This window comes from Marinobacter sp. SS21 (assembly GCF_028369065.1).
In the GTDB taxonomy this organism is placed as follows: Bacteria; Pseudomonadota; Gammaproteobacteria; order Pseudomonadales; family Oleiphilaceae; genus Marinobacter.
This window is the reverse complement of record NZ_JAQNDA010000012.1, coordinates 80,723-106,192: the sequence shown is the minus strand read 5'-3', so window position 1 is coordinate 106,192 and position 25,470 is coordinate 80,723. Positions and strand designations below refer to the sequence as shown.

Below are 25,470 nucleotides of genomic sequence, written 5' to 3'. Positions count from 1 at the left end.
CACTCTTAATGCAAGCCGCACAGGGCGGTTTGATCCCGGTGTCTGGTCACCGAGACCGAGGGGCCTTCCCTCATCTTGAATACAGCAAGAAAGACCGGAGTCTTTCGTCATGACACACCCGCGAAGCGGCGGAAAAACGGTCGCCGTGCAGCCGATTGTTATAGCTTTATGCGCTCAACTCTTTTTTCTTGTGCCCATAAATCGGCAGTGCAGAGTCATAAAACTGCTTTACTTTTTCTTTTATTTTTTCAAGGTGATCGATGAACTCCTGCTTTTGAGTTTTGATTATGTTATTCATGTAATAGTCGACTGTCTCTGGCGGAATCACAGGATCTAGTCCCTCTTTTTCGCTCAGAAAATTAGCTTTGTGCATGGCGGATATATTAGTAAAATTAGCATCTGAGTAGCGCCCATGATGAACGATTTTGTTACGCTCTACTCGATATTCAGTGCATTCTTTTCGTATTGCTCTCAGCTTAGACTCTAACTTGAAAGCCTTGACATGCTCATTGGTAACGAGCAATTGGTGGCCAATAGAATCATTTGCAATCCCTAGATCCAGCAATCTATTTACGAAAATTAAACAGCGATCATAGATAGTAGCACTTCTAATAAAGTAGTTTTCGATCGCATATTCAACAAATTCTGCCGGAGTAATGTTTTCAGATTCAGGGCAGTCTTCGTAGGCGGATTCTAATAAAAGTATCGAAATATCGGCTTTTTCAATTGACGCTGAAATTGAAGATAAAGATTGAGAGCAATTAAAAATATAATGATCTAGCCTACTTTCAAGAGGCAACTCCTTTTTATCGGGGTCCATTCTTCTAATCGGACTATCCTCATCTAGGATGATAGCTTTCTCTATCTCGTGAATATCCTCATTTTCTTCATTCATGCTCACCTCTCGTGGCTATAACGAGGCTGTAGAAAAACGCTTCCCGGAGCCGTATCCCACCGCCTGATTTCCAATTCTGTTTTCCAGCCAGCAACTGGCCGGTTTTCCGATTCCGCCACCCAAGGTGTCGAATTCGGCCCGGTTTCTAATCGGGAAGCGGTAGGCCCGCTCAGCCTCGGGCACAGGCTGGGCTGCCATGCCCTTCGTTTATGCCGCTAACTGCCCGTAATTCGTTAATTTCTCTATGTTATGCACCAGGCAGTAGAGTTGCCACTGGCCCTGGACCTTTTTTCGGCCCCGCAGGCTGAAGCGGTTCAGGCCCTTGTTGGTACCGATGTTGCCGAATACCGGTTCCACTACCGACATCCGGTGGCTGTAGATCTCCTTGCCCTTGGGGCTGTCCACCCGGTGTTTCATCCAGTCGGTGTAGTTGGGCGCTCGCTGGTTTTCGAGGGTGAAGGAGACCTGTCGCCCTTTGCCCTTGCGGTGGTCCGCCGAGGTAGGGTTCTGCATGCATCGCTGTTTCTTCGGACAGTGCCGACATTGCAGCAAGCGGCCCTGGAAGTGGGCTCTGGTTACGCCGTTCTGGTCGGTTCGGGTGCCTTCGTAGTGCAGTGTTTCGCCCGCTGGGCAGACACAAGTCAGCGCCACCGGATCAAACTGGAATTCACTGGCCGGAATGACCGCTTTCCAGTCCGTGGCCGGACTGTCTTGGTGGCGCTTGCCGTACCTGGTTTTCTGCTGCGCGAACTTCGGATCGCGGCTGCGGAATTTGTTGTCCGGGATGTAGCCGTTGATTTTCCGGTTGTGCAGGTACTTCATGTTGGCTTCGTTGGCGAAGCCGGTGTCGGCGGTAACGATGGTGCCTTTCTGGTAGATGCTGTCAGCGATACCCAGTTTCTTGAAGCGGGTTTCGACGCTCTCCAGCACCGGTTGCAGGGTGTGGTGTTCCTGCCCTTCGCCGAAAGCCTGGGCGTCGATGATGACCTGGTGTTTCTTGTCCACCGTGGCCACGCCGTTATAGCCCTGGATCGTGCCCTTGCTGGTGGTCATCTTGGCGCTGTCGTTATCGGTGATGTTGCTCTTCACTTCCTTGCTCCGCTTCCCCCGGCCCATCCTTGGGCGGTTGGTCTTTAGGAAGCGGTCGACTTTCTGGAGGGCCTCATCCAGCGACAGGATGGTCTGGGCCCGGCGGATGTCCCGATCCAGCTCGGCCTCGGTGTCCGCCTCGTCCCGTTCGTAGTGGGCTTTGAGGTGGTGGCGGATCAGCCGTCGCAATTTGGTCCGCTTCTCTTCCAGTTCCTTAAAGGTGCCGGACCATTCCTTGCTGGCGTTCGAGGACATCTTGCAGCCATCGATGGCGAACAGTTCGTTGCCCAGCAGGCCCTGCTCGTGGCACACCAGCAGCACCTGTTCAAACAGCGCTTCGATGGCCTCGGCATGGCCGCTGACGAACTTGGCCAGGGTGGTGAAATGCGGCACGGTATCGCAGGACAGTGCCTTGAACTGGATGTTGGTCTCGCAGCACCACTGCATCTCGCGGCTGGAGGTGATACCCCGGGAATAGGCGAACAGGATGATCTTCAGCAGGATGGCCGGATCGTAGGCCAACCGGCCGGTGTCTTCGTTGCGGTACTTGGGATGAAACACCGACAGGTCCAGCTTGTGCTCGATCAGGTAATGCACCGCATGCTCAAAGGTGCCGGGCTGGAGCTGGTCCTGGTAGTTGATCACCACCATGGCGTTCTGGTCAGGGTTGTAGGGTTTGAAACGGGGTTTGCGCTTGGCCACGTGACGACTCCTTGTCCGTTTGCCTGATGCTATCAAAATCGGGAGGGTTTCGGGGTTTTTCTACAGCCTCAACGCGGAGCACAGCGGCGACCTTGGAGTGGCGCCGAAGGAGCCACGTAAAGGGCGTCCGGCGGCCACCGGCCGCGTACTGATGCGATTTGTTAGATGCCGGTTACCCGGCACTTTATTGTGGCACCCAACCCTGAATGCCTACTCCCGATACGTTGCACCAAGCTGACCCATGGCGCCAGGAACCAGAACACCGAATGCGCGAAAACATCTTATGGTTGCGCCGGATTGCCCCACAACCTTAACCCCGAGTTACCAGCCAAAACCGATGACTGATTGGAGGCTGTGTTTTGCCCGAAACCAACTGCAAAACCGAGCCCGAGCACCAAGCCCAAAAGCGACGGAGCCAGGCATTTAACGCTTGCGTAAACGGCGGGTTTTGCGAAGCGAAGCGGAGCAAAAGCCGTCCGGTGGAGGGCCTTTAGGCCCGGAACGTATTTGACGCACTGGTTAGCTGGGGGTAACGATGAAGACCAATCCCTGGCTAACAACTCGACGGCATGCTCCGCTGCCCTGGCACCGCCATACGCTGATGCACTGTGATTAAAACCACCGCCAAAGTCTCGGTGAATGAACCTGAACTTCAGAGTAGCAGAGCCCGATTGAATTTTCGGCGGACAGCCCCATAAGGTGAACACCGAGACTCACTACAATGCCGCTGACAGACCGAGCTACCAAACCTCGAGCAAACTACGCCGGCCTCGGCACCAAGCCAACCAAAAGACCGAAGACCTACCAGCTAACGCCTTGGGTAAGCTGCCGGTACGGAGCGCAGCGTAGTACCGGTCGGCTTCACCTACTTGTTAACTGATTGATTCCCAATTCTTTATTGCCCGCGACAGAGTTGGCTCATAATCTAGGAATAGCGAGCTCTGACACCAATAAAGAAAGGCTTTGACTGCCTCTACCTGTTCTGGTGTACAAGAAAATTTGAAATTTTGCCATTCAATGTCGGGCGTCTTTGCCCTAGCGTACTTGTTTAATGCACTGATTGTATTATCAAAAATAAGCTCGCCCTCTTCTGAGCTGTGCTCAACGCACCAGAGCATGTATATCGGAATAGCTTTGATCAAAGGGATCAGGGGGACATCCCACATCGGATCAGCATGAGTCCTGATGTACTCATCTGACAGCTCCTTTTCCACCAAAGACGGAAAAGCCTTTATGAGATGATCTCGCATAGATTCCTTTCAGTTAACAGCTAATTATACGAACCCGTTCATGTAACACCCATTCGTATAATTCCAATTGAAATCCCCTGACCGACGACAAAAAGACCTTAGATCCAATAAGTTACGAAAAGCCTTCGTCGATACTGGAGTTATACGCCCCAAAACCTGCGAAGCACGCGCCCGCTGCGGGCGTATAACTCCGGGCTTCGGTTGAGTTACCTTCAACCATATCAGATAGATAGCATAGTTGCCCGGAGGATTCTCGGAGTTTTACGAACTTGTTCGTATAACTCCGAGCAGGAACGCTTGACGAACTGGCTCCTATTGCCAAATACTGTATAGATAAACAGCACAAAGAGATCGAGAACATGGATGTTCCTCCTCCGATAGCTCCGCACTCAACACGGTTTATGGATCAGGTCCGCGGTTTGATTCGCCAACGCGGACTGGCCTATCAAACAGAGAAAACCTACGTTTTCTGGATCAAACGTTTTATCCGATTTCATAACCGCAGACACCCCAGGCTCATGGCGGCGGCGGAAGTGGAGGCCTTTCTCTCGCATCTGGCATTACAAGCCAATGCCAGCGTTGCCACTCAACGCGTGGCGCTGAATGCGTTGATCTTTCTGTATCGGGAGTTTTTGCAAACACCATTGGATGAGCTGCAGTACGAGTTGTCCCGTAAACCAGCCCGCCTGCCTACGGTTTTCAGCGCTGAGGAGGCCCGTGCGGTTATTGAATTGCTGGAGGGAGTCTTCAAGCTGATCGCCCTGATCATTTATGGCTCCGGATTGCGAATCAACGAAGTCCTGCGTCTGAGGATCAAGGACGTCGATTTTGCCATGCAGCAGATTGTTGTCAGGAATGGCAAAGGCGCAAAGGATCGCGTCACCTTACTGCCGGATACTTTGATTGACTCCCTCACCCTGCAGGTTGAATCGACGTTGCACCTGCATCGAGCGGATCTTGCTCAGGGGTTTGGCTCGGTTTATCTCCCCAACGGGCTTGCTCGCAAGTACCCCAATGCCAGCGTCGAGCCGGGCTGGCAGTACCTGTTTCCCGCACCGATGCGATCAGTTGACCCGCGCTCGGGCGTCCGTCGCCGGCATCATTTGATGGCCAGAACGGTACAAAAGAACTTCAAGCGGGCCATCCGTCAGGCCGGCATTCACAAGCCAGGAAACAGCCATACGTTTCGCCACAGTTTCGCTACCCGGCTGCTCGAGGCCGGCTATGACATTCGCACCATCCAGAAGCTGCTGGGCCACGCCGATGTACGGACCACCGAGATTTATACCCATGTGGTTCGTAAGGGCGGGTTTGGGGTACACAGCCCGGTGGATGCCATGGGCAGCTGCAATCCCTAGCCCTCATACAGTTCACTGGTGCGTGCCGCCATAATGAAATCGTTGCGGTGCAGGCCGCCAATCTTGTGGGTCCACCAGCGCACGGTGACCTTGCCCCACTCCACCAGCAGGGCAGGATGGTGGTTTTCCGCTTCGGCCAGATCGCCCACCTGGTTGGCAAAGGCCAGCGCCTCGATGAAGTTCCTGAACTTGAACGCCCGCTTCAACTGGGGCTCGCCGTCCAGCTCAATCACGCTCCAGCCGGGAATTTCCTGCAACAGGGTTTGCTGCTCCTCGTTGCTGACTTGTGGTGCATCGGCGCGACAGGCTTCGCAGGCCTGCTTGGTCAGCTTGGTCATGGTGGCTCCCCTTACCTTCGTTTGTTTGCTGGCCTGCATCAGCTATAGCCAGAGCTTCCTTACAGGGTAGTTCAAGGCGGTCGGTCGGAAAGGCCTGCAACCCTCGTTTCGGTTGAAATTACCGATAATTCGGAATACTGTATATTTAAACAGTATATTGAGACGACCGATGAGCGAACTCCTCAACACCCTGATTCACGACGCCCGTGTGTGGCAGGGTCATCGCCAAAGCCTCACCCAGGCGCCTGGCGAACCCACCGGCTACACCGCGCTGGACCAGCAGCTGAACCAGTCCGGCTGGCCGGTGGGGGCGCTGAGCGAATGCCTGATGGATCACGACGGTATTGGCGAACTGCAACTGGTGCTGCCATTGATGCGGCGGGTTGCACAGGCCAAACGCACCGTGTTCTGGATCAACCCGCCCCACATTCCCTACGCGCCGGCTCTGCTCCGGCACGGCGTGGCCCTGGAACAGGTGGTGGTGATTCGTCCGGGTTCCACCGGGGACACCTTGTGGACGCTGGAAAACTGCCTGCGCTCGGCGGTCACCGGCCTGGTGCTGGCCTGGCCCGGACGTCTGGCGAGTCGGGACATTCGCCGGCTGCAACTGGCCGCGGAGGCCGGACACACCACCTGCGTGCTCTTTCGGTCCCGGCGGCATGCCTGCCAGAACTCCCCGGCGGCCCTACGGCTGGAGCTGGAACCCGCGCCCCGGCAGGGCCTGCGAGTCAATGTACTGAAACGCCGCGGGGGCTGGCCCGGACAATCGTGTCAGTTGGAGGTGGCCAGCCGGGCCGGACTGCCCTCGCAGGACGGCCCACAGGTCATCACCGGCCCCTGGGCGGGCTCCCACGGCCAGGAGTAGCCTCATGCTATGGCTCTACCTGCACTTCCCCCATCTGTTGCTGGACCACCTGCGCCGAGCCTTTGAAGAACCTGCCGCCATGGTGGTTGTGTCCGGCCCCCAGCCGCTGGTTGCCCAGGTCTGTCCCCTGGCGCAACAGCAGGGTGTGCAGGTGGGCATGCGACTGAAAACCGCCCTCACCCTGGTGCCGGATCTGGCCATCCACCCAGGGGACACAGCCCGGACCGAGGCGGTGCTGGCGCAACAGGCCCAGTGGCTGTACCGCTATGCGGCCCAGATCGTGCTGCAGCCACCCGATGGGCTACTGCTGGAGGCCGGCAGCCTTCGCCGGCTGTACGGGGGAGTGCCGGAACTCTGGCAAACCCTGCAACAGGCTCTGGCCGAGCGTCGGTTGACCGCCTGGATGGCCACAGGCCTGACGCCCAGAGCGGCCCGGCTGGTGGCCCGGCAAGGGCCGGGGACATGCGAGCAGGAGCAGGAGCGACTGAAGGCCCGCATAGCCGCCCTGCCCCTGGCGGCGGCCGAGCTCGAGCCGCGCACCCAGGAGCGGCTGACCCGGCTGGGTCTGACCCGGCTGGGGGAGCTCTTTCAGTTACCTGCTGCGGAACTGGCCCGGCGCCTGGCGCCGGAGACCCTGGCCTATGTTCAGCGGATCCAGGGGCAACGCCCCGATCCGCAAGCCTTCTGGCAGCCGCCCCATCACTTTCACCAGCAGGTGGACCTGGTACGGGAAGCGGAACAGGCCCAGGGCCTGCTGTTCCCGCTCCACCCCATACTGGCGGAACTGGAGGCCGATCTGCAGTGGCGCCAGCAGGATACCGACAGCCTGCACCTGACCCTCAGCCACCGGGACCGGGAGGCCAGCCAACTGTCGTTGCGCACCGCCGGCCCTGAGCATCGGGCCGGTGCCTTTGGCGAGCTGATCCGGATTCGGCTGGAGCAGCACCCCTTGAGCGCCCCGGTGATGGCTCTGGCACTGACGGTGCGCCGCTTCCTGGACCGGGATGCCCCCGGCGGAACCGATCTGCTGGGGGAAACCCCGGATCTGCGGGAAGCCTGGTACACCCTGGTCAGCCGCCTGCAAGCCCGGCTGGGTGACGGTGCCCTGCAACGCCTGGCCCCTGAGGCCGACCACCGCCCGGAACGGGCCTGGTCCGGCGTGTCGTTACGGCCGCGGTCCGCACCGCAGGCGGAGGCCAGCCAGCAGCCCCTGCGCCCACTCTGGCTACTGGCCCGCCCCCAGCCCCTGCAACAGGCGCCGGTAGCGTGGCTGTCCGAGCCGGAACGAATCGACAGCGGCTGGTGGGATGGCGAACGGGTACAACGGGACTACTACATCGCCCAGCTGGCCAGCGGCCAGTTGGCCTGGCTGTTTCGGGATGTGCGGGGCGGCTGGTTCATTCACGGCTGGTTTGGGTGAACGACCATGGATTACGCGGAACTGACCTGTTTCAGCAACTTCACCTTCCTGACCGGGGCCTCCCATCCCCATGAGCTGGCCGAGCGGGCCACCGCGCTGGGATACCGTGCCCTGGCCATCACCGACGAATGTTCCGTGGCCGGCATTCCCCGGGCCTGGGCCGCGCTCCGGGACAGCCCGGTGACCCTGATCACCGGCAGCTACTTTGTACTGGCCGACGCGCCCGAGGCGGCGGCCAGGCCCCGGTTCTTCCTGCTGGCCCAGAACCGCACCGGCTACGGCCAGCTGTGCCAGCTGATCACCACCGGTCGGCGCCAGGCTGACAAGGGCAAGTACCACCTGCCCGTGGCGGATGTGGAGGACCACGCCCTCGACCACTGCCTGTGCCTGTGGAGCCCCCCAACAGCGGATGAGGCGGACCTGGAGGCCGCCCTCGCCTGCGGCCGCTGGTTGCAGGCCTGTTTTCCCGGACGATGCTGGCTGGCCGCCAGCCGCACCCTGGAGGCGGGCGAGGCCCAGCAGCTTGAACGCACCCACACCCTCGCCGAGCGCCTGAGCTGGCCGGTGGTCGCCACCGGCCAGGTTCACATGCATGCCCGCGAGTGCCAGCCGCTGCAGGACGTGCTCACCGCCATTCGCCACAACACCTCGGTGGAGCACGCCGGCTCGGCCCTGTTCCAGAACGGCGAACGTTACCTGCGCCCGCAGCCAGTATTGCAACGGCTGTTCCCCGCCCAGTGGCTGCGGGAGACGCTGAACATCGCCGAACGCTGCTGTTTTGATCCCGGCAGCCTGCGCTACGAATACCCCTCCGATCTGGTCCCCCACGGCCAGACGCCCGCCGCCTACCTGCAGCACCTGACCGCTGAGGGGGAACGGCGACGATTCCCCAACGGCACGCCCCTGTCGGTGCAGGCGCTGATCCATAAGGAGCTGGCGCTGATCAGCGAGCTCCATTACGAGCACTACTTCCTCACTCTCCATGACATCGTCACCTTCGCTCGCAGCCGGGACATCCTGTGCCAGGGCCGGGGCTCCGCCGCCAACTCGGCGGTGTGCTACTGCCTGGGGATTACCGAGGTGGACCCCACCCAGGTGGAGCTGCTGTTCGAGCGGTTCATCTCCAAGGACCGGGACGAGCCCCCGGACATTGATGTGGATTTCGAACACGAACGACGGGAGGAGGTGATCCAGTACATATACCAGCGCTATGGCCGGGACCGGGCGGCCCTGGCCGCCACGGTGATCCGCTACCGCCCTCGCAGCGCGATTCGCGATGTGGGCAAGGCCCTGGGCTTCGATCCCGCCCTGGTGGAGCAGTTTCTGAACGGCATCGACTGGCGGGACAAGAACACCCACTGGCGCCAGCAGATTCTGGACAAGAACCTGACCCGTAACCCCCGTATTGCGGATCAGTTCTTCACCCTGGTGGGTCGGATCATGGGCTTTCCCCGCCACCTGTCCCAGCACGTCGGCGGGTTTGTCATCAGTGCCGGCCCGCTGTCGGAGCTGGTGCCGGTGGAAAACGCCGCCATGGCCGAGCGCACGGTGATCCAGTGGGACAAGGACGACCTTGAGAGCCTGGGACTGATGAAGGTGGACGTGCTCGCCCTGGGCATGCTGTCCGCCATCCGCAAGGCACTGGCGCTGATCAGCCAGCAAAAAGGCCGGCCCTTCGGCTTGCCGGACATCGAGCGGGAGGACCCCAGGGTGTATGAGATGCTGCAGGCGGGCGACAGCATCGGGGTGTTCCAGGTGGAGTCCCGGGCCCAGATGAACATGCTGCCCCGGCTGCGACCGGAACGCTACTACGACCTGGTGATCCAGGTGGCCATCGTGCGCCCCGGACCAATTCAGGGCGACATGGTTCACCCCTACCTGAAACGCCGCGCCCGGAAGGAACCGGTGACCTACCCCAACGACGAGGTGCGCCAGGTGTTGGAGCGGACTTTGGGGGTGCCGATCTTCCAGGAGCAGGCCATCAAGTTGGCCATGGTGGCGGCCGGATTCAGCGCCGGTGAAGCCGACCGGCTACGCCGGGCCATGGCCGCCTGGAAGTCCGACGGCGACCTCACCGGGTTCCGCGACAAGCTCATTCAGGGCATGCTGGCGCGGGGCCACAGCGAGGACTTTGCCGAGCGTTTGTACAAGCAGATCTGCGGTTTTGGTGGCTATGGCTTCCCGGAGTCCCATGCCGCCAGTTTCGCCTTGCTGGTGTACATCTCGGCCTGGCTCAAGCGCCACCACCCGGCCGCCTTCTACTGCGGTCTGCTCAACAGTCAGCCGATGGGGTTTTACTCGCCGTCCCAGCTGGTGCAGGACGCCCGCCGCCACGACGTCGCCGTGCTGCCCATCGAGGTGAACCATAGCGCCTGGGACCATACCCTGGAGGGGCCGGGGCCGGAGCAGAAGCTGCGGCTCGGGTTCCGGCTGGTCCGGGGCTTGTCCCGGGACGCCGGCGAACGGCTCTGCCAGCACCGTCCCGACGAGGGTTATCGGTCGGCCACGGAGTTACGACAACGCACCGGCCTGGCGCAACGGGACCTGGAGGCCCTGGCCGGCGCCGGGGCCCTGGCACCGTTCAGCGACAACCGCCACCAGGCCTACTGGCAGTTATTGGGCCATGAGCGGGAAGCCGGTCTGTTACTGGGCGAAGCACCAGAGGAATACCGCTCCGACACCCTGGTAACCCTGCCCGAGCCCAGCGAGGGCCAGAGCATTCTGGCGGACTACGCCAGCCAGGGCCTGACCCTGCAGCGCCACCCGCTGGCTCTGCTGCGGGAACAGGGCCACCTGAAACACTGCTTCAACGCCCAACAGCTGCTGGCGGCCGAGCCGGGGCGCCCAGTACAGGTCGCGGGGCTGGTCACCGGCCGGCAGCGACCGGGCTCGGCCGCCGGCGTCACCTTTGTCACCCTGGAGGACGAAACCGGCAACATCAACGTGGTGGTATGGCTGGCCACCGCCCAGCGTCAGCGTAAGCCCCTGCTAACCGCCCGGCTACTGCATGTGAAGGGCACCATCGAGCGGGAGGGCGACATCATTCACGTGATGGCGGGCAAACTGAACGACCTCAGCCACCTGATCGAAAACCTCAACGTCCGTTCCCGGGATTTTCAGTAGTCACTACAGACGGGGGATACCGTATCGCCGCCCACCCAACAGCGACGGCACAAAGGTAGGATGAGGTGAGGCTTGCCGAACCGCATCATTTGCGGGGCGAGACCATCCGACAGCCTGGTCGGAATGATGCGGTTCGCGTAGCTCACCTCATCCTACGGCCAAGCCAGCATCCCCTTTCATGTCACCTGGCAGACGCCGTACCGGGCCAGGATGCGATCATAATCCAGATGGATGATCTCGCCCCGGAACTTGCCGGCAGCTTCGTCCCAGGGGAAGAAAATCTGCACCGTGAACTCGATCTTCTGGCCATCCCCGCGCCAACCCTGCCAGCTCCCCAGCAGCGTGCCGGTCACGTCGGCCTCCTCATACACGCCCTGGGGACCGATGACGATGTTCTGCAGCTCGAACTTGATATCCGGGAACGCAGACAGCAACTCGGTGTAGAAACGGGTGGCGCCAACTTTACCCTGCCACTTGGTGCCGGACGGCCGCATCACGTACTCACAGTCCTCGGTGAGCGTGGACATCAGGCCCTCAATGCTGCGTTGGTCTTCGGATATGGAATGGTGTTTCCAGAGTTCACGAATCTGTTGGTACTGAGCGTCACTGTAGGCCGCATCAAGCTGGGCCCTGACGTGGTCCGGAATCATGAGGTCGCCTCCACTAACCTTGAAGCACACCCTACATACTAGCTCCCCGCCACCTGGCGGGCTGAAAATCAGGCAATAAAAAACCCGCCGGGCGTGCACCGGGCGGGTTTTCTTGCCGTCAGGCGAGGATCAGCTCAGCAGCTTGATCATCACACCGGCGGCCACCGCAGAGCCGATAACGCCAGCCACGTTGGGGCCCATGGCGTGCATCAGCAGGAAGTTCTGCGGGTTGGCTTCAAGACCAACCTTGTTGGAGACCCGCGCCGCCATCGGCACCGCAGAGACCCCGGCAGAACCGATCAGCGGGTTGATCTGATCTTTGCTGACCCTGTTCATCAGCTTGGCCATCAGAACACCAGAGGCGGTGCCCACACCGAAGGCCACAATACCCAGGCCCAGGATACCCAGAGTCTGGCCATCCAGGAACTTGTCCGCCATCAGCTTGGAGCCAACGGACAGACCCAGGAAAATGGTCACGATGTTGATCAGCGCGTTCTGGGCGGTGTCGCTCAGACGCTCAACCACGCCACACTCACGCATCAGGTTACCGAAGCAGAACATACCCAGCAGCGGAGCCGCATCCGGCAGGAACAGCACCACGGCAATCAGCACCACCAGCGGGAAGATAATCTTCTCTTGCTTGCTGACCGGACGCAGCTGGCTCATCTTGATGGCACGCTCTTCATGGCTGGTCAGTGCCTTCATGATCGGCGGCTGGATCATCGGTACCAACGCCATGTAAGCATAGGCAGAGACCGCGATTGCACCCAACAGATGCGGAGCCAGAACAGTGGACACATAGATGGACGTCGGACCGTCAGCACCACCGATGATACCAATGGCCGCCGCTTCCAGAATGTTGAACTGCAGAACGCCAGTCCAGTCCAGCAGCGCCGCGCCAATCACGGTACCGAAGATACCGAACTGAGCCGCGGCACCCAGCAGCAGGGTCTTCGGGTTGGCCAGCAGCGGACCAAAGTCGGTCATCGCACCCACACCCATGAAGATCAACAGCGGGCCAATGGTACTGCCGATAACCACGGTGTAGAAGTTATAGAGCATGCCGTTGCCGTAGCCGAGGTCTTGCGCCAAGGCGTTGGCCATGGCCATCTGGGAATAGCTGGCTTCCTTGATCGCCGCCTTGAACGCTTCTTTCAGCTCGGGGGTAACCGCCTGGCCGACCTGGTAGGCCACATCCAGCGGTGCCGCCAATGCGGCCAGAACGCTCGAGGCGCCATTCTTCAGAGCGAAGTGAATGGCATTTTCCGCGGCCGACAGAGCAAGCCCTGCCTCCGGAATGTTCGCCAGGATGCCACCGAAACCAATCGGTACCAGCAGCAACGGCTCAAAGCCCTTGCGGATCGCAAGGAACAGCAGAAGCAGGCCGATGGCGATCATGATCACCTGGCCGAACTCGATGTTGAACAGGCCACTACCTGTCCAGAGCGTAAATAACTTATCCATGGAATGCTGGCCCTTATGCGATTGTCAGCATTTCATCATCAACAGCGACGGCATCACCGACTTTGATGAACACTTCACCGATGGTTCCGCCTTTTGGCGCTCGTACTTCGGTTTCCATCTTCATGGCTTCGAGGATGATCAGCACATCGCCCTCTTCCACCACGTCGCCGGGTGAAACCTCGACCTTGAAGATGTTACCGCCCAGCGGAGCCAGCACAGGCTCGCCGCCACCGGCAGGTACCGGAGCTGCCGCGGGAGCCGCAGCCGCGCCGCCCTTGGCTTCGATCTGGCTGAGTTCACCGCCTTCGGTGACCGCAACCACGAACTCCTTGCCATTGACGTTGACGGTGTAAGTTTCCGGACCGGCTGCTTTCTTGGCAGGAACCATTTCCTCACCGGTCGGGACCGGCTCGAACGCATCCGGGTTGCCACGGTTTTCCAGGAACTTCAGGCCGATCTGCGGGAACAGTGCGTAAGTGAGAACGTCGTCCACTTCCTGCTCTGCCAGCTTGATGCCCTTGTCGCCAGCAATCTGCTTCAGCTCGCCGGTCAGCTTGTCCATTTCCGGCTCCAGCAGATCGGCCGGACGGCAGGTCACGGGCTCCTTGCCTTCCAGAACCCGCTCCTGCAGCTCTTTGTTGAAGGCCGCCGGCGCAGCGCCGTACTCGCCCTTCAGAACCGCTGCGGTTTCCTTGGAGATGGACTTGTAACGTTCGCCAGTCAGAACGTTCAGCACCGCCTGGGTGCCCACGATCTGAGAGGTCGGGGTAACCAGCGGGATGAAGCCCAGGTCTTCGCGCACCTTGGGAATCTCGGCCAGTACGTCATCAAACTTGTTGATGGCGTTCTGCTCGCGCAGCTGGCTTTCCATGTTGGTCAGCATGCCGCCAGGAACCTGGGCGGTCAGGATGCGAGAATCGACACCCTTCAGGCTGCCCTCGAACTTGGCGTACTTCTTCCGAACTTCGCGGAAGTAACCGGCAATTTCTTCCAGCAGGTTGATGTCCAGGCCAGTATCGCGGTCGGTGCCTTCGAGGATCGCGACCACGGCTTCGGTGGGCGAGTGACCGTAGGTCATGGACATGGAAGAGATGGCAGTATCGACGTTGTCGATGCCCGCTTCCGCTGCCTTGATGGCGGTGGCGGTGGACATACCGGTGGTGGCGTGGCACTGCATGTGAATCGGAACACTCAGCTCCTTCTTCAGACGCGTTACCAGATCAAAAGCAACGTACGGCTTGAGCAGGCCCGCCATGTCTTTAATGGCGATGGAGTCAGCACCCATGGACTCGATCTGCTTAGCCAGTTCCACCCACATCTCGATGGTATGGACCGGGCTCACGGTGTAGGAAATGGTGCCCTGGGCATGCTTGCCAGTCTTGCGGACCGCCTTAATGGCAGTATCCAGGTTACGCGGGTCGTTCATCGCATCGAAGATACGGAACACGTCGACGCCGTTTTCGGAGGCACGATCAACAAAGCGTTCAACCACATCGTCAGCGTAGTGACGGTAGCCCAGCAGGTTCTGGCCACGCAGCAGCATTTGCTGGGGGGTATTGGGCATGGCTTTCTTCAGCTCGCGAATGCGCTCCCAGGGGTCTTCGCCCAGGTAACGGATGCAGGAGTCAAAAGTAGCGCCACCCCAGGATTCCAGGGACCAGAAGCCAACCTTGTCGAGCTTCTCGGCAATGGGAAGCATGTCGTCGAGACGCATGCGGGTTGCCAGCAGGGACTGGTGGGCGTCACGCAGGATAACGTCCGTAATCCCCAACGGTTTCTTTGTGTCTGTCATCGTGTCAGCCTTCTGTTTAAAGGTTCTAATTCGTCTTCCGGATCACTTTTTGTGGCGCGCCCGGAACTGTGCAATCGCCTTCTTGATCGCTTCAGCGGTATCGGGGTCAACCGATGCAGGTGCTGAGGGCTTTGCACGAGGAGTTCTTACCGGGGTGGCCGGCTCAGGTGGCGTCAACCGGGAAACGACCTTGGACATGATCTGCGTTGCGAACACCAGTACCACCAGGAACGCAAAAACAAACCCCATGCCCGCAATCATCAGGTCAACGGCTTGTGACATCAGGTTATCCATAGCGAATAACTACCTGTATTGATTGAATTGATTTTCCCCGAAACACCTTCTCTCCAAAGGTGTGGCCCAACCGGCACATTTCGGGGGGCAAAATCCCGCGTAATTTACCGGTTTCCGGGATAGGGAGCAACCTAAACAGAAGATTCAAACAGGCCAATCCTTTAGCCAGATGCGACCACGTCAGGCATGCCGCGCAATCGAAACGATTTCGGTTTACACCAGCCTGACCCGGAAATTACGCCCCTTGATCCGCCCCGTCTCTAACCGCCGCAACGCCTGGCGGGCCAATTCCGCTTCTATGGCCACAAAGCACTCGAAATCAAACAAGTCAATCTTGCCGACCGCTGAGCCGGGCAACCCGGCATCTCCGGTCAGCGCTCCCAGAATATCCCCCGGTCGCACCTTGTTCTTTCGACCCCCGGCAATGGCCAGGGTTCGCATGGCCGGCGTCACTGGGCGGTCGGCAATGGCCAGTAGCGACTCAGTCTCCCCCCAGCTCAACTCCGTTCCTCGCCGCTGCTCAAGTAGGGTCAGCCGATGCCCCTGTTTCGGGGTACAAAAGGTAATGGCATGCCCAGCCTCCCCGGCCCGCCCGGTGCGGCCAATGCGGTGGGTGTGCACTTCGGCATCCCGCGCCGGCTCCACGTTTACCACCAGCGGCAGGCCCTGAATGTCCAAGCCGCGAGCCGCAACATCGGTGGCCACCAGCACGGTGGCACTGCCGTTGGCGAACCGAACCAGCACCGAGTCCCGCTCCTTCTGTTCCAAATCGCCATGCAGCGCCAGTGCCTCAAACCCCCGGGCGCTCAGGTCGCCGGCAACATCGTCGCACTGCTTTTTGGTGGTACAGAAGGCGATGCAGGCCGATGGCTGGCGCTCCGACAATACGGCAGCCAGGGCATCGGTTTGCTGACCAGGCTCAAGCTCGTAGAACAGCTCTTCAATATCCGGCTTCGGCTCGGTTTCGGCCACCCGGATATCAACCGGTTCCCGTTGGTAGCCCTCGCTGAGCTTGCGAATCTCCGGGGGCCAGGTCGCCGAAAACAGCAGGGTCTGCCGTTGCGCCGGGGTCTGGCCAAGAATGTCCTCAATGGATTCACTGAAGCCCATATCCAGCATTCGATCCGCTTCGTCCAGCACCAGGGTGCTCAGGTGATCCAGTGTCAGGGTGCCTTTGCGGAGATGGTCCTGCACTCGTCCCGGAGTGCCCACCACCAGGTGCGCCCCGTGGCTGAGGGAGCCGATTTGCGGGCCGATGGCCACCCCGCCGCACAGGGTTAATACCTTGACGTTGTGCCGGGCCCGAGCCAGGGCCCGCAAAGCCTTGGCCACCTGATCGGCCAGTTCCCGGGTTGGACACAACACCAGCCCCTGCACGGCAAAGCGTCTGGGTTTCAGCCGCTCTATCAGACCGATGCCAAACGCTGCCGTTTTGCCGCTGCCGGTTCTGGCCATGGCAATCACATCCCGCCCGGCCAGCACCGGCGGTAGCGCCTCCGCCTGGACCGGAGTGGGCCGCTCGTAGCCGAGCTGGGCCAGATTGGTCTGCATGGCCTGGGACAACCCTAACGCATTAAAGGAAGACATAAAGGAAATTCCGGGAAGTTGAGTGGACGGTTACGGGATCGAATCCGGAGGGCGTATACTACCGGAACCGCAATCAAGAGTCTGGAATTCAGTAACGGAGCAGTAAATGGCATCACTTCAGGAGCAACTCCTAAAGGCCGGCCTCGCCGACGAGAAGAAGGCCAAGGCCATTCGCCAGGAGAAACGCAAGCAACGCAAGCAACAGCCCAAAGGCACCACTGAGGTGAACGAGGCGCAGCTTCGGGCACAGCAGGCACGGGAAGAGAAAGCCGAGCGCGATCGCCAGCTCAACCTTGCCCGCCAGCAGGAAGCGGAAAAGAAAGCCATCCAGGCCCAGATACGCCAACTGGTGGAGACCAATCGGCTGGACCGCGCCAGGGGCGAGGAATCCTACCAGTTTGTTCACGACAAGAAGATCAAGAAGATCCCGGTGGCGTCTGACATGGTCGATCCGCTGTCGAGAGGACGGCTGGCCATCGTATTTGTCAACGACAACTACGAGGTGGTGGCCGAGGCCGTGGCCCGCAAAATTATGGAACGGGATGAGCAGGCCGTTGTGGTTCTCCATGACCGAGCCCAACAGAGCGAAGCGGACGAAGACGACCCCTACGCGGGCTATGAAATTCCCGACGATCTTATGTGGTAGTCCCGCATCCTCGTTGCCATGGTCAGATACCGGTGAGATAAAACAGCAATGGCACTGGCGCCACCGCCAGCGCCATTGTGAGGAGATACTGGTAGTACGGAATCAGCCGGCTCATTCCCAACACCATACCGATGCCGCCGCCCCCTCCAATCAGGGCATTGCCCGGCAAGTTCAGCAATACCGCCACCGCCACGAATCGATGCCGCAGCACAAACGGCAAGACATTCCCCGGCACTCGCCGGTACAACAGATCCAGACGCGCCGATGGTGACTGGCGCTCCATTTGCCTGGCCAGCTCCGAAGCCCTGGCGAAGTGCAACCAGGACAGCAATCCACTGATACTACTTCCTGGCATCAGACGCCCCAAACCATAACTCAACGACAGGGAGAGCACCGTACTCAGATAGACCAGGAGTGCCCCTTCTCCGCCCAGTAATACCAGCAGCGCCAAACCAATCTCGATACCGGGCATGAACGGCACCGCCATCAGCAGGATATAAAGGGTCGCCGCGATGAGCACAATCATATGCAGCATGGGCTCGTGGCGAGGAAAAACCTGGAAGTTCAGCACCTGAGCCAGCCAGTGGCCCGCGACATTCAGGGCGACAGCCAATCCGGCCAGCACCAATATCTTGGCCCATCGATTTCCAATCACCATGCAAGTAATCCTAGGCTTGCCCTAAAAGCTCCAACCGGCGGCAGCGTGTCGGCTTTACCGTTGAGTGGTTAGCTGCCCCAGGAACTGGTACTCCCGGCGAATATCCCAATACCATCGCTCCTTGGTCCAGACCACCTCCGCTTCTAGCCGGTCACCCTGGCGAACGCCGTGCCAGACCATTCTGCCGTGGGAGGGACTAACCGACGTGGCCTCAAACAGGATTCGGTCATCTTGTCGACTGGCCGTATAGGCCGCCTCCTCAAAGCCATAGTCTTTGCAGGCCTCAGAAATAAAAAGACCGCCCCGAAAAATCAGTCGATCAGCATCGCCACCGGAGATTGCCCCCACCTCCCGCAGCACGCCTTCAAAGATCGCCCCCTCAAGGACTTCCCGCGCCCCTTGCGCATGTGCAACACCGTGCCCCATAAACATGAGCAACACCGCGAAAAGAGGCGGCCATACTCTGCCCATCGCCACATCACCACCCTCCGGGGGCGTCGCCCCACCTCAGCTTAGCTCAGCTTTTGGACAATAATTTTCGTGGTTGGTGCATCCAAATCCTCCAACGCAACGAACCTATAAAAGTAGCCACTAAAAACAACTTACTTTCAGGAGACGTGCGATGAATAACAAAACGACTCAATCCATCCTGTTGACGACAACGCTGCTGGCAAGCGGTGCTGCTCTTGCGGGTCACACCAATCACGTTATTTCCACCCATCTTTCCGCTGACAACCTGGTTGGCACCACGGGCGACTCCGATGGCAAGGGCCACGCCCATGTCTTTGGCGTCGACGGCGATCCGACCACGCTGTGTTACGTCATCCAGGTTAACAACATTCAGACGGTGCCGGTGGGTGAAGGCATGGCCGCCCATATTCACGAAGCCGATGCCAGCAGAAACGGAGCCCCCATCGCCATGCTGGCTGGACCGGAAGACGGGGATGCGGCGGACTGCCTGACCGAGGGCGAGGAAGGCAAGTTCCCCACCTGTGAGGCCGGCATTGTGAAGCGGATTCTGGAGAACCCCGCGGATTTCTACATCAACATTCATAATCCGGAGTACCCGGATGGTGCGATTCGGGGGCAGTTGATGAAGGCGGGCCACGGGATGTAAGAAAGCTACGGTCGAACCTCTTTCGGTGCGAATCCCATCTGACAAATAAAAACGCCTCATCACCGGGGATTACGATGATGAGGCGTTTCGGATTTGGCGCGGCTGGGAGGATTACTCGGGCCTACGGCCTTCGCCCCTTCGGGGTCGTCGTCGCGTTGCGCCGACGTTCCTCCGCACACGGTGTGTGCTTCGGTCGAACCTCTTTCGGTACGAATCCCATCTGACAAATAAAAACGCCTCATCACCGGGGATTACGATGATGAGGCGTTTCGGATTTGGCGCGGCTGGGAGGATTCGAACCTCCGACCGCCTGGTTCGTAGCCAGGTACTCTATCCAGCTGAGCTACAGCCGCTTAAACTTTGGTCGTTTTTGATGGCGCGGCTGGGAGGATTCGAACCTCCGACCGCCTGGTTCGTAGCCAGGTACTCTATCCAGCTGAGCTACAGCCGCGTATATCAAAAACTTACTGCACACTAAGTGCAAATCCTCAGGGAGGATTATTCGGCCTTCCAGGCCTCACCCCTTCGGGGCCGTCGTCGCTTTGCTCCGACGTTCCTTCGCGTGCTTCGCTCGCTCGGTCGAACCTCCGACCGCCTGGTTCGTAGCCAGGTACTCTATCCAGCTGAGCTACAGCCGCCTATATCAAAAACCTGTTGGATGCTATCCCAACCGTTCTCATTGCCGATTAAGGAAATGGCGGAGAGGGAGGGATTCGAACCCTCGATACGCGCAATACGTATGGTTCCTTAGCAGGGAACTGGTTTCAGCCACTCACCCACCTCTCCTTGAGAACGCCGCGTATACTACCATAAAATTTCTGTTTTCATAGGGTTGACACAACTTTTTTCACCGCGGATTTCAGCAAGCATAAAAAAAGCCGCTTGGGTCTCCCTCAAGCGGCTTTTTCGCGCCTTAGCTGTTGCCGGGTTCCGGCTCGTCAGAGTCGGTTTTCTCACTCTGAATGCGCTGATAAATCTCTTCCCGGTGTACCGCCACTTCTTTTGGAGCGTTGACACCAATACGTACCTGATTCCCCTTCACACCCAATACGGTAACGGTGACGTCGTCACCAACCATCAGGGTTTCGCCAACTCGGCGAGTCAAGATCAACATATCCTTTACTCCCTTTTAAGAGCTATCAGTTCCGACAAATGAACTCTATAAAACGTTATAGTGGGCCCACGCAGGATTTAAAAGGTAATAGGCGACTTTCAACGCCACCCACTGCCTTTTAGCTCACGAATGTAACCCTTGTTCTCTTCTTCGGGCGAACTCCGCCCAGCCAGCTCACTGACCTTCGGCGTCGGGCTCACCCAATTCAAAGGCACTGTGAAGCGCTCGAACCGCAAGCTCCAGGTATTTCTCAGCAATAACCACCGAAATCTTGATTTCAGAGGTGGAAATCATCTGGATGTTGATACCTTCACGAGACAGCGCTTCAAACATTGTAGTCGCTACACCAGCATGCGAACGCATACCGACGCCGACAATACTCACCTTGGCGATCTTGTTGTCACCGCTGACTTCTTCGCGGGCGCCTAGGTCACGTGCCACCTGGTCCAGTACTTCCTTGGCGCGCTTGTAGTCGCTGCGATGAACGGTGAAGGTGAAATCGGTGTGATTATCGGCACCCACGTTCTGAACGATCATATCGACTTCGATATTGGCGTCGCTGATCGGCTTTAGAATGTTCAAGGCGCTGCCTGGGGTATCCGGCACACCCGAAATGGTTAGCTTGGCTTCATCGCGATTAAACGCTATGCCGGAAACGACCGGTTGTTCCATGACGCTCTCATCCTCAAAAGTAATCAGGGTACCGCCGCCGTCCTGGAAACTGGACAGTACCCGCAGCGGCACATTGTACTTGCCAGCAAATTCAACCGAACGAATCTGGAGCACCTTCGAGCCCAGACTCGCCATTTCAATCATTTCTTCGAACGTAATCTGGTCCAGACGACGGGCGCTGTCCACGACCCGCGGATCGGTGGTATATACGCCATCCACGTCCGTATAGATCTGACACTCGTCCGCCTTCAGCGCGGCGGCCAGGGCGACGGCGGTGGTGTCGGAGCCACCACGACCCAGTGTGGTGATGTTGCCGTGCTCGTCGGTACCCTGGAAGCCTGCCACCACAACCACGCGACCGGCAGTCAGGTCTTCCCGCATGCGCTGCTCGTCGATCTGGCGAATTCTTGCCTTGGTGTGGGTGCTGTCGGTCAGGATGCGAACCTGGCTACCGGTGTAGGAGCGGGCTTCGCAACCGCGCTTCTGCAGCGCCATAGACAACAGGGCAATGGTGACCTGCTCGCCGGTGGAGACCAGCACATCCATTTCCCGTGGCGTCGGCTCTTCCATAATGTTCTGGGCCAGGCCGATCAGGCGGTTGGTTTCCCCACTCATCGCCGATACCACCACGACGATGTCGTGACCTTCTTTTCGGAAGCGGCAGACCTTATCGGCAACCGCTTCTATTCTTTCGGTGGTGCCTACGGACGTGCCACCAAACTTCTGAACCAAAAGCGCCATTTCTTTCCCAACAATCGAAGCAGGAACCCACGACGAACACCGGGTGTCGTCAGTCAATATTCAAACCGGCGGAATTATATACATCCGCCGGCTGACGTTAACAGTCTCTCAAGCAATGTTTTTGTCGATCCACTCGGCGACGCCTTCCAGCGCACCGGACAATTTGGCCGGATCGCTACCACCGCCCTGGGCCATATCCGGACGCCCGCCGCCCTTGCCATCGACTTGCGCGGCAAGGTGCTTCATCAGCTCGCCGGCCTTGATGCGTCCGGTGGCCGACTTGGTGACACCAGCCACCAGAGTCACTTTGCCATCCTCGACGCTGGCCAGCACAACGACGCCCTCGCCCAACTTGTTTTTAAGCTGATCGGCGGTGTCCATCAGCGCCTTGCGGTCAGCACCGTCCAGCTCAGCCGCGACAACCTTCAGCCCCTTGACCTCAACCGCAGTCGCCGCCAGATCCGAGCCGGCAGAGCTAGCCAGCTTGGCCTTCAGTTGCTCCAGCTCTTTTTCCAGCTGGCGCGTGCGCTCAACCGCACTCTGCACTTTCTCAACCACGCTGTCGCGGGTGCCCTTCACCAGCTGCGCAGCGTCCTTTAACTTCTGGTCCGTCGCGTCGATCCAGTTCAGCGCATTGAAACCGGTGACCGCTTCGATACGGCGTACACCAGAGGAAATGCCGCCTTCGGAGACAATCTTCAGCAGCCCGATATCGCCGGTGCGAGACACATGGGTGCCGCCACACAGCTCCACCGAATAACGGTCGGTGCCCATGCTGAGCACCCGCACGCTGTCGCCGTACTTCTCGCCGAACAGGGCCATCGCGCCTTTGGCCTGGGCCTGCTCCATGTCCGTGACCTCGGTTTCAACGTCGGTGTTGGCCATGATCTGCTCGTTGACCTCGCGCTCGATCTCCTTCAACTGCGCCGCAGTCACGGCCTCGAAATGAGAGAAATCAAACCGCAGTTTGTCGGGGTCCACCAGGGACCCTTTCTGGGTCACATGTTCACCGAGCACTTTCCGCAACGCGGCATGCAACAGATGGGTCGCGGAGTGGTTGAGCGCAGTGGCCTGACGCCGGACGTGATCGACCCGGGCATCCACCTCCAGGCCTGGGAACACCTCACCCTCAATCACGGTGCCGAGGTGAATGTGGTGATCCCCTTCCTTACGGGTGTCGGTGACCTGGAAGCGACCACCACTCCAGGTCAGCAGACCGGTGTCACCCACCTGGCCACCCGACTCGGCGTAGAATGGAGTGCGTTCCAGGACCACGATGGCCTCGTCACCGGCCTGAGCCGTTTTCTCGTCGCCACCCACGATGACGGTACGAACGGTTTCATGGCCGTCCACCACCTCGTAACCGGAGAATTCGGTCTTGCCCTCCAGCTTGAGACCGGCGTTATAGTCGATGCCGAACTTACTGGCGGCGCGGGCACGCTCACGCTGGTCATTCATCGCCTTCTCGTAGCCGTCGTAGTCCAGGGTCAGGCCGCGCTCGCGGGCGATATCGTTGGTCAAGTCCACCGGGAAGCCGTAGGTGTCATACAGCGTGAAGACGGTTTCACCGGGAATTTCGGAGCCTTCGAGCTGAGCAATGTCCTGCTCCAGCAGCTTCAGACCTTTATCCAGGGTCTTGGCGAACTGCTCTTCCTCCTGCAGCAGCACCTTTTCAATCTGCGCCTGGGTACGGACCAGTTCCGGGTAGGCCTCGCCCATCAGCGTGACCAGCGCCCCGACCAGCTTGTGGAAGAAAGGACCATTGGCCCCCAGCTTGTTACCGTGGCGGGCGGCACGACGTATGATGCGACGCAGTACGAAGCCACGCCCCTCATTGGACGGCATGACCCCGTCGGCAATCAGGAACGAGCAGGAGCGGATATGGTCCGCCACCACCCGCAGGGAGGCTTCGCTGGTGGCGACACCGCCGAGCACGTCGGAGGCGGCCTTCAGCAGGTTATCGAACAGGTCGATCTCGTAGTTGCTGTGAACGCCCTGCAGCACCGCGGCGATTCGCTCCAAACCCATGCCGGTATCCACCGAGGGCTTGGGCAATGGCAGCATTTCGCCGTCCGCAGTACGGTTGTACTGCATGAACACCACGTTCCAGATTTCGATGTAACGGTCGCCGTCTTCGTCAGGGCTGCCAGGAGGGCCCCCAGCCACGTCGGGACCATGGTCGAAGAAGATTTCGGTACAGGGACCGCAAGGACCGGTGTCGCCCATCTGCCAGAAGTTATCGGAGGCGTAAGGGGCCCCCTTATTGTCACCGATGCGCACGATGCGCTCTTCGGGCACCCCCATTTCCCTGGACCAGATCTCGAAGGCTTCGTCATCGGAGGCGTAAACGGTGATCCACAGCTTCTCTTTCGGCAGGTTGAGCCACTGCTCTCCGGTCAGGAAGGTCCAGGCATAGTTGATCGCTTCACGCTTGAAGTAATCGCCGAAGCTGAAGTTCCCCAGCATCTCGAAGAACGTGTGATGACGGGCGGTGTACCCCACGTTCTCCAGGTCGTTGTGCTTGCCGCCGGCCCGGACGCATTTTTGGGCGGTGGTCGCTCGGGTGTAGTCCCGATCCTCACGCCCGAGGAACACATCCTTGAACTGGTTCATACCCGCATTGGTAAACAGCAGGGTTGGGTCATCCGCAGGCACCAATGAGCTGCTTGCTACAACGGTGTGTCCCTGCTGTTTGAAGAAATCAAAAAACGCCTGTCGCAAATCTGCGGTATTCATAAACCTGCCCTGATCCACATATCAGCCGTGTGCGGCCATTCGGTGAAAAGTGAGTGCGCCGGAGCGCCGATATAGCGCCGTCGCGGAGAGGCGGACGTCCGGTGGTGCAAATCCGCTACTCTAGCATAGGCTGCAATGAGGAAAAATGAATAAGTGACGAGGGGCTTAGGATCAACACTTGATTTGTCTCCGCAGGCTCGCTGGGGCTTTCATGAGCATTCCCGCTCGCCCTGGCGATTGGCGCTGAACAGCGGATTGGACAGGAGCGCTGGCAAGGTCATTCGGGCCCTGCGCCCAGCCGTCAAACCGGTTATACTCGGCCACCCGAAACATAGACGGTACCGGGCGGGTACCCATGAACCAGGAGTCCTTCATGCCTCGCAGATTTCATGACGACGACCAACTGCTGCCACCGGCCAACATGATGAGGCGCCTGCTCGCCATCATCTACGATGGTTTGATCAGCATTGCCGTGCTCATGGTGACCTCCTGGGCGTACACCCTGGTCGCCGCCTCGGTGATTGGGTTCGAGCGTTACGAGGCGATGATGGAATCGGGCACTCTGGAGGCCGACCCTCTGCTCAGCAGCGTCCTGTTTGTGGTGCTGTTCGTGTTCTTCGGCTACTTCTGGACCCGTTCCGGCCAGACCCTCGGCATGCAGGTCTGGCGCATTCGCATCCAGAACCTGAACGGCGTGTCGGTGAGTTGGGTACAGGCCCTCAAGCGCTTTATGGTGGCGGCGTTTGCCCTGTTCGCCGGCCTGCTGTGTCTGTACAACTGGGGAAGCTGGAGCCTGATCATCGTCGGTCCGGCGGTGTTCGGGGTTTTCTTTCCATTTAACGGTGAGTCGCTGATTGACCGTCTCTCCCGCAGCCAGGTCGTTCGGGTGCCTGCGCCAGCCAAAAAACCGGCCGAAAAGTAAGGCTTCCTGAATCGCCATTGCGCCCCCCGGGGCGCTC

20 protein-coding genes and 3 tRNA genes are annotated in these 25,470 nt (G+C 59.4%); 7 read left to right on the top strand and 16 right to left on the bottom strand.

Features of this window, described 5'->3' with window-relative positions; translation table 11 throughout:
• Window positions 1-166 precede the first annotated feature (166 nt).
• Both N6L25_RS15445 and N6L25_RS15440 read right to left on the bottom strand, forming a co-directional pair.
• On the bottom strand, window positions 167-895 hold the full coding sequence (locus N6L25_RS15445) for a Cthe_2314 family HEPN domain-containing protein (RefSeq protein ID WP_271982004.1): 729 nt from the start codon (window positions 893-895) through the stop codon (window positions 167-169).
• A gap of 207 nt (window positions 896-1,102) precedes the next feature.
• Window positions 1,103-2,686, bottom strand: a complete 1,584-nt coding sequence (locus tag N6L25_RS15440) for an IS1182 family transposase (protein ID WP_271982002.1) — start codon at window positions 2,684-2,686, stop codon at window positions 1,103-1,105.
• A gap of 1,609 nt (window positions 2,687-4,295) precedes the next feature.
• Between N6L25_RS15440 and N6L25_RS15435 the strand changes: the two genes are divergently transcribed.
• Entirely contained in the window at window positions 4,296-5,294 is a 999-nt protein-coding gene (locus N6L25_RS15435; protein ID WP_271982000.1) for an integron integrase, read from the top strand.
• On the opposite strand, the gene N6L25_RS15430 is transcribed toward N6L25_RS15435, so the two are convergent.
• Window positions 5,291-5,632: a 4a-hydroxytetrahydrobiopterin dehydratase gene (locus N6L25_RS15430; protein ID WP_271981998.1), complete on the bottom strand. Its 342-nt coding sequence runs from the start codon at window positions 5,630-5,632 to the stop codon at window positions 5,291-5,293. The genes N6L25_RS15435 and N6L25_RS15430 overlap by 4 nt on opposite strands.
• Window positions 5,633-5,801: 169 nt before the next feature.
• Here N6L25_RS15430 and imuA point away from each other — a divergent pair, with 169 nt between their 5' ends.
• The 3 genes from imuA to N6L25_RS15415 are packed head-to-tail and all read left to right on the top strand — an operon-like array spanning window position 5,802 to window position 11,040.
• Window positions 5,802-6,497, top strand: coding sequence for a translesion DNA synthesis-associated protein ImuA (gene imuA, locus N6L25_RS15425; protein WP_271981996.1), 696 nt, complete (start codon window positions 5,802-5,804; stop codon window positions 6,495-6,497).
• A 4-nt stretch (window positions 6,498-6,501) separates the two neighbouring features.
• Entirely contained in the window at window positions 6,502-7,917 is a 1,416-nt protein-coding gene (locus N6L25_RS15420; RefSeq protein WP_271981994.1) for a Y-family DNA polymerase, read from the top strand.
• Window positions 7,918-7,923: 6 nt separating this feature from the next.
• Window positions 7,924-11,040: an error-prone DNA polymerase gene (locus N6L25_RS15415; RefSeq protein WP_271981991.1), complete on the top strand. Its 3,117-nt coding sequence runs from the start codon at window positions 7,924-7,926 to the stop codon at window positions 11,038-11,040.
• A 176-nt stretch (window positions 11,041-11,216) separates the two neighbouring features.
• Here N6L25_RS15415 and N6L25_RS15410 read toward each other — a convergent pair whose 3' ends face one another.
• From N6L25_RS15410 to dbpA, 5 genes are all read right to left on the bottom strand, one after another.
• A complete protein-coding gene (locus N6L25_RS15410; RefSeq protein WP_271981989.1) occupies window positions 11,217-11,690 on the bottom strand; it encodes an ester cyclase in 474 nt (157 codons plus the stop codon).
• A gap of 129 nt (window positions 11,691-11,819) precedes the next feature.
• Window positions 11,820-13,154, bottom strand: a complete 1,335-nt coding sequence (locus tag N6L25_RS15405) for a sodium ion-translocating decarboxylase subunit beta (RefSeq protein ID WP_271981987.1) — start codon at window positions 13,152-13,154, stop codon at window positions 11,820-11,822.
• A 13-nt stretch (window positions 13,155-13,167) separates the two neighbouring features.
• The gene (gene oadA, locus N6L25_RS15400) at window positions 13,168-14,946 is read right to left on the bottom strand and encodes a sodium-extruding oxaloacetate decarboxylase subunit alpha (protein WP_271981985.1); all 1,779 of its coding nucleotides are present in this window, start codon (window positions 14,944-14,946) and stop codon (window positions 13,168-13,170) included.
• Between the two features lie 42 nt (window positions 14,947-14,988).
• Complete coding sequence (locus tag N6L25_RS15395; protein ID WP_271981983.1) at window positions 14,989-15,240, bottom strand: OadG family protein; 252 nt, start codon at window positions 15,238-15,240, stop codon at window positions 14,989-14,991.
• Window positions 15,241-15,453: 213 nt separating this feature from the next.
• Entirely contained in the window at window positions 15,454-16,827 is a 1,374-nt protein-coding gene (dbpA, locus tag N6L25_RS15390; RefSeq protein WP_271981981.1) for an ATP-dependent RNA helicase DbpA, read from the bottom strand.
• A gap of 106 nt (window positions 16,828-16,933) precedes the next feature.
• Here dbpA and N6L25_RS15385 point away from each other — a divergent pair, with 106 nt between their 5' ends.
• Window positions 16,934-17,473, top strand: coding sequence for a DUF2058 domain-containing protein (locus N6L25_RS15385; RefSeq protein ID WP_271981979.1), 540 nt, complete (start codon window positions 16,934-16,936; stop codon window positions 17,471-17,473).
• 22 nt (window positions 17,474-17,495) lie between these two features.
• Here the strand turns inward: N6L25_RS15385 and N6L25_RS15380 are convergent, their stop codons facing one another.
• Both N6L25_RS15380 and N6L25_RS15375 read right to left on the bottom strand, forming a co-directional pair.
• Window positions 17,496-18,131 carry a hypothetical protein gene (locus N6L25_RS15380; protein ID WP_271981977.1) on the bottom strand — a complete coding sequence of 212 codons (636 nt, stop codon included), beginning with the start codon at window positions 18,129-18,131 and terminating at the stop codon, window positions 17,496-17,498.
• Window positions 18,132-18,185: 54 nt separating this feature from the next.
• Window positions 18,186-18,602, bottom strand: a complete 417-nt coding sequence (locus N6L25_RS15375) for a hypothetical protein (RefSeq protein ID WP_271981975.1) — start codon at window positions 18,600-18,602, stop codon at window positions 18,186-18,188.
• 151 nt (window positions 18,603-18,753) lie between these two features.
• Between N6L25_RS15375 and N6L25_RS15370 the strand changes: the two genes are divergently transcribed.
• The gene (locus N6L25_RS15370; RefSeq protein WP_271981973.1) at window positions 18,754-19,248 is read left to right on the top strand and encodes a CHRD domain-containing protein; all 495 of its coding nucleotides are present in this window, start codon (window positions 18,754-18,756) and stop codon (window positions 19,246-19,248) included.
• Between the two features lie 276 nt (window positions 19,249-19,524).
• Here N6L25_RS15370 and N6L25_RS15365 read toward each other — a convergent pair.
• From N6L25_RS15365 to alaS, 6 genes are all read right to left on the bottom strand, one after another.
• Window positions 19,525-19,601 (bottom strand) — tRNA-Arg (locus tag N6L25_RS15365).
• Between the two features lie 21 nt (window positions 19,602-19,622).
• A tRNA-Arg gene (locus N6L25_RS15360) sits at window positions 19,623-19,699 on the bottom strand.
• 244 nt (window positions 19,700-19,943) lie between these two features.
• A tRNA-Ser gene (locus N6L25_RS15355) sits at window positions 19,944-20,034 on the bottom strand.
• A 127-nt stretch (window positions 20,035-20,161) separates the two neighbouring features.
• Entirely contained in the window at window positions 20,162-20,362 is a 201-nt protein-coding gene (csrA, locus tag N6L25_RS15350; RefSeq protein ID WP_271981971.1) for a carbon storage regulator CsrA, read from the bottom strand.
• A gap of 174 nt (window positions 20,363-20,536) precedes the next feature.
• A complete protein-coding gene (locus N6L25_RS15345) occupies window positions 20,537-21,775 on the bottom strand; it encodes an aspartate kinase (protein ID WP_271981969.1) in 1,239 nt (412 codons plus the stop codon).
• 108 nt (window positions 21,776-21,883) lie between these two features.
• Window positions 21,884-24,511 (bottom strand): alanine--tRNA ligase, encoded by a 2,628-nt coding sequence (gene alaS / locus N6L25_RS15340; protein ID WP_271981967.1) that lies wholly within the window; start codon window positions 24,509-24,511, stop codon window positions 21,884-21,886.
• A 373-nt stretch (window positions 24,512-24,884) separates the two neighbouring features.
• Between alaS and N6L25_RS15335 the strand changes: the two genes are divergently transcribed.
• Entirely contained in the window at window positions 24,885-25,433 is a 549-nt protein-coding gene (locus N6L25_RS15335; protein WP_271981965.1) for an RDD family protein, read from the top strand.
• The last annotated feature ends 37 nt before the right edge of the window (window positions 25,434-25,470 follow it).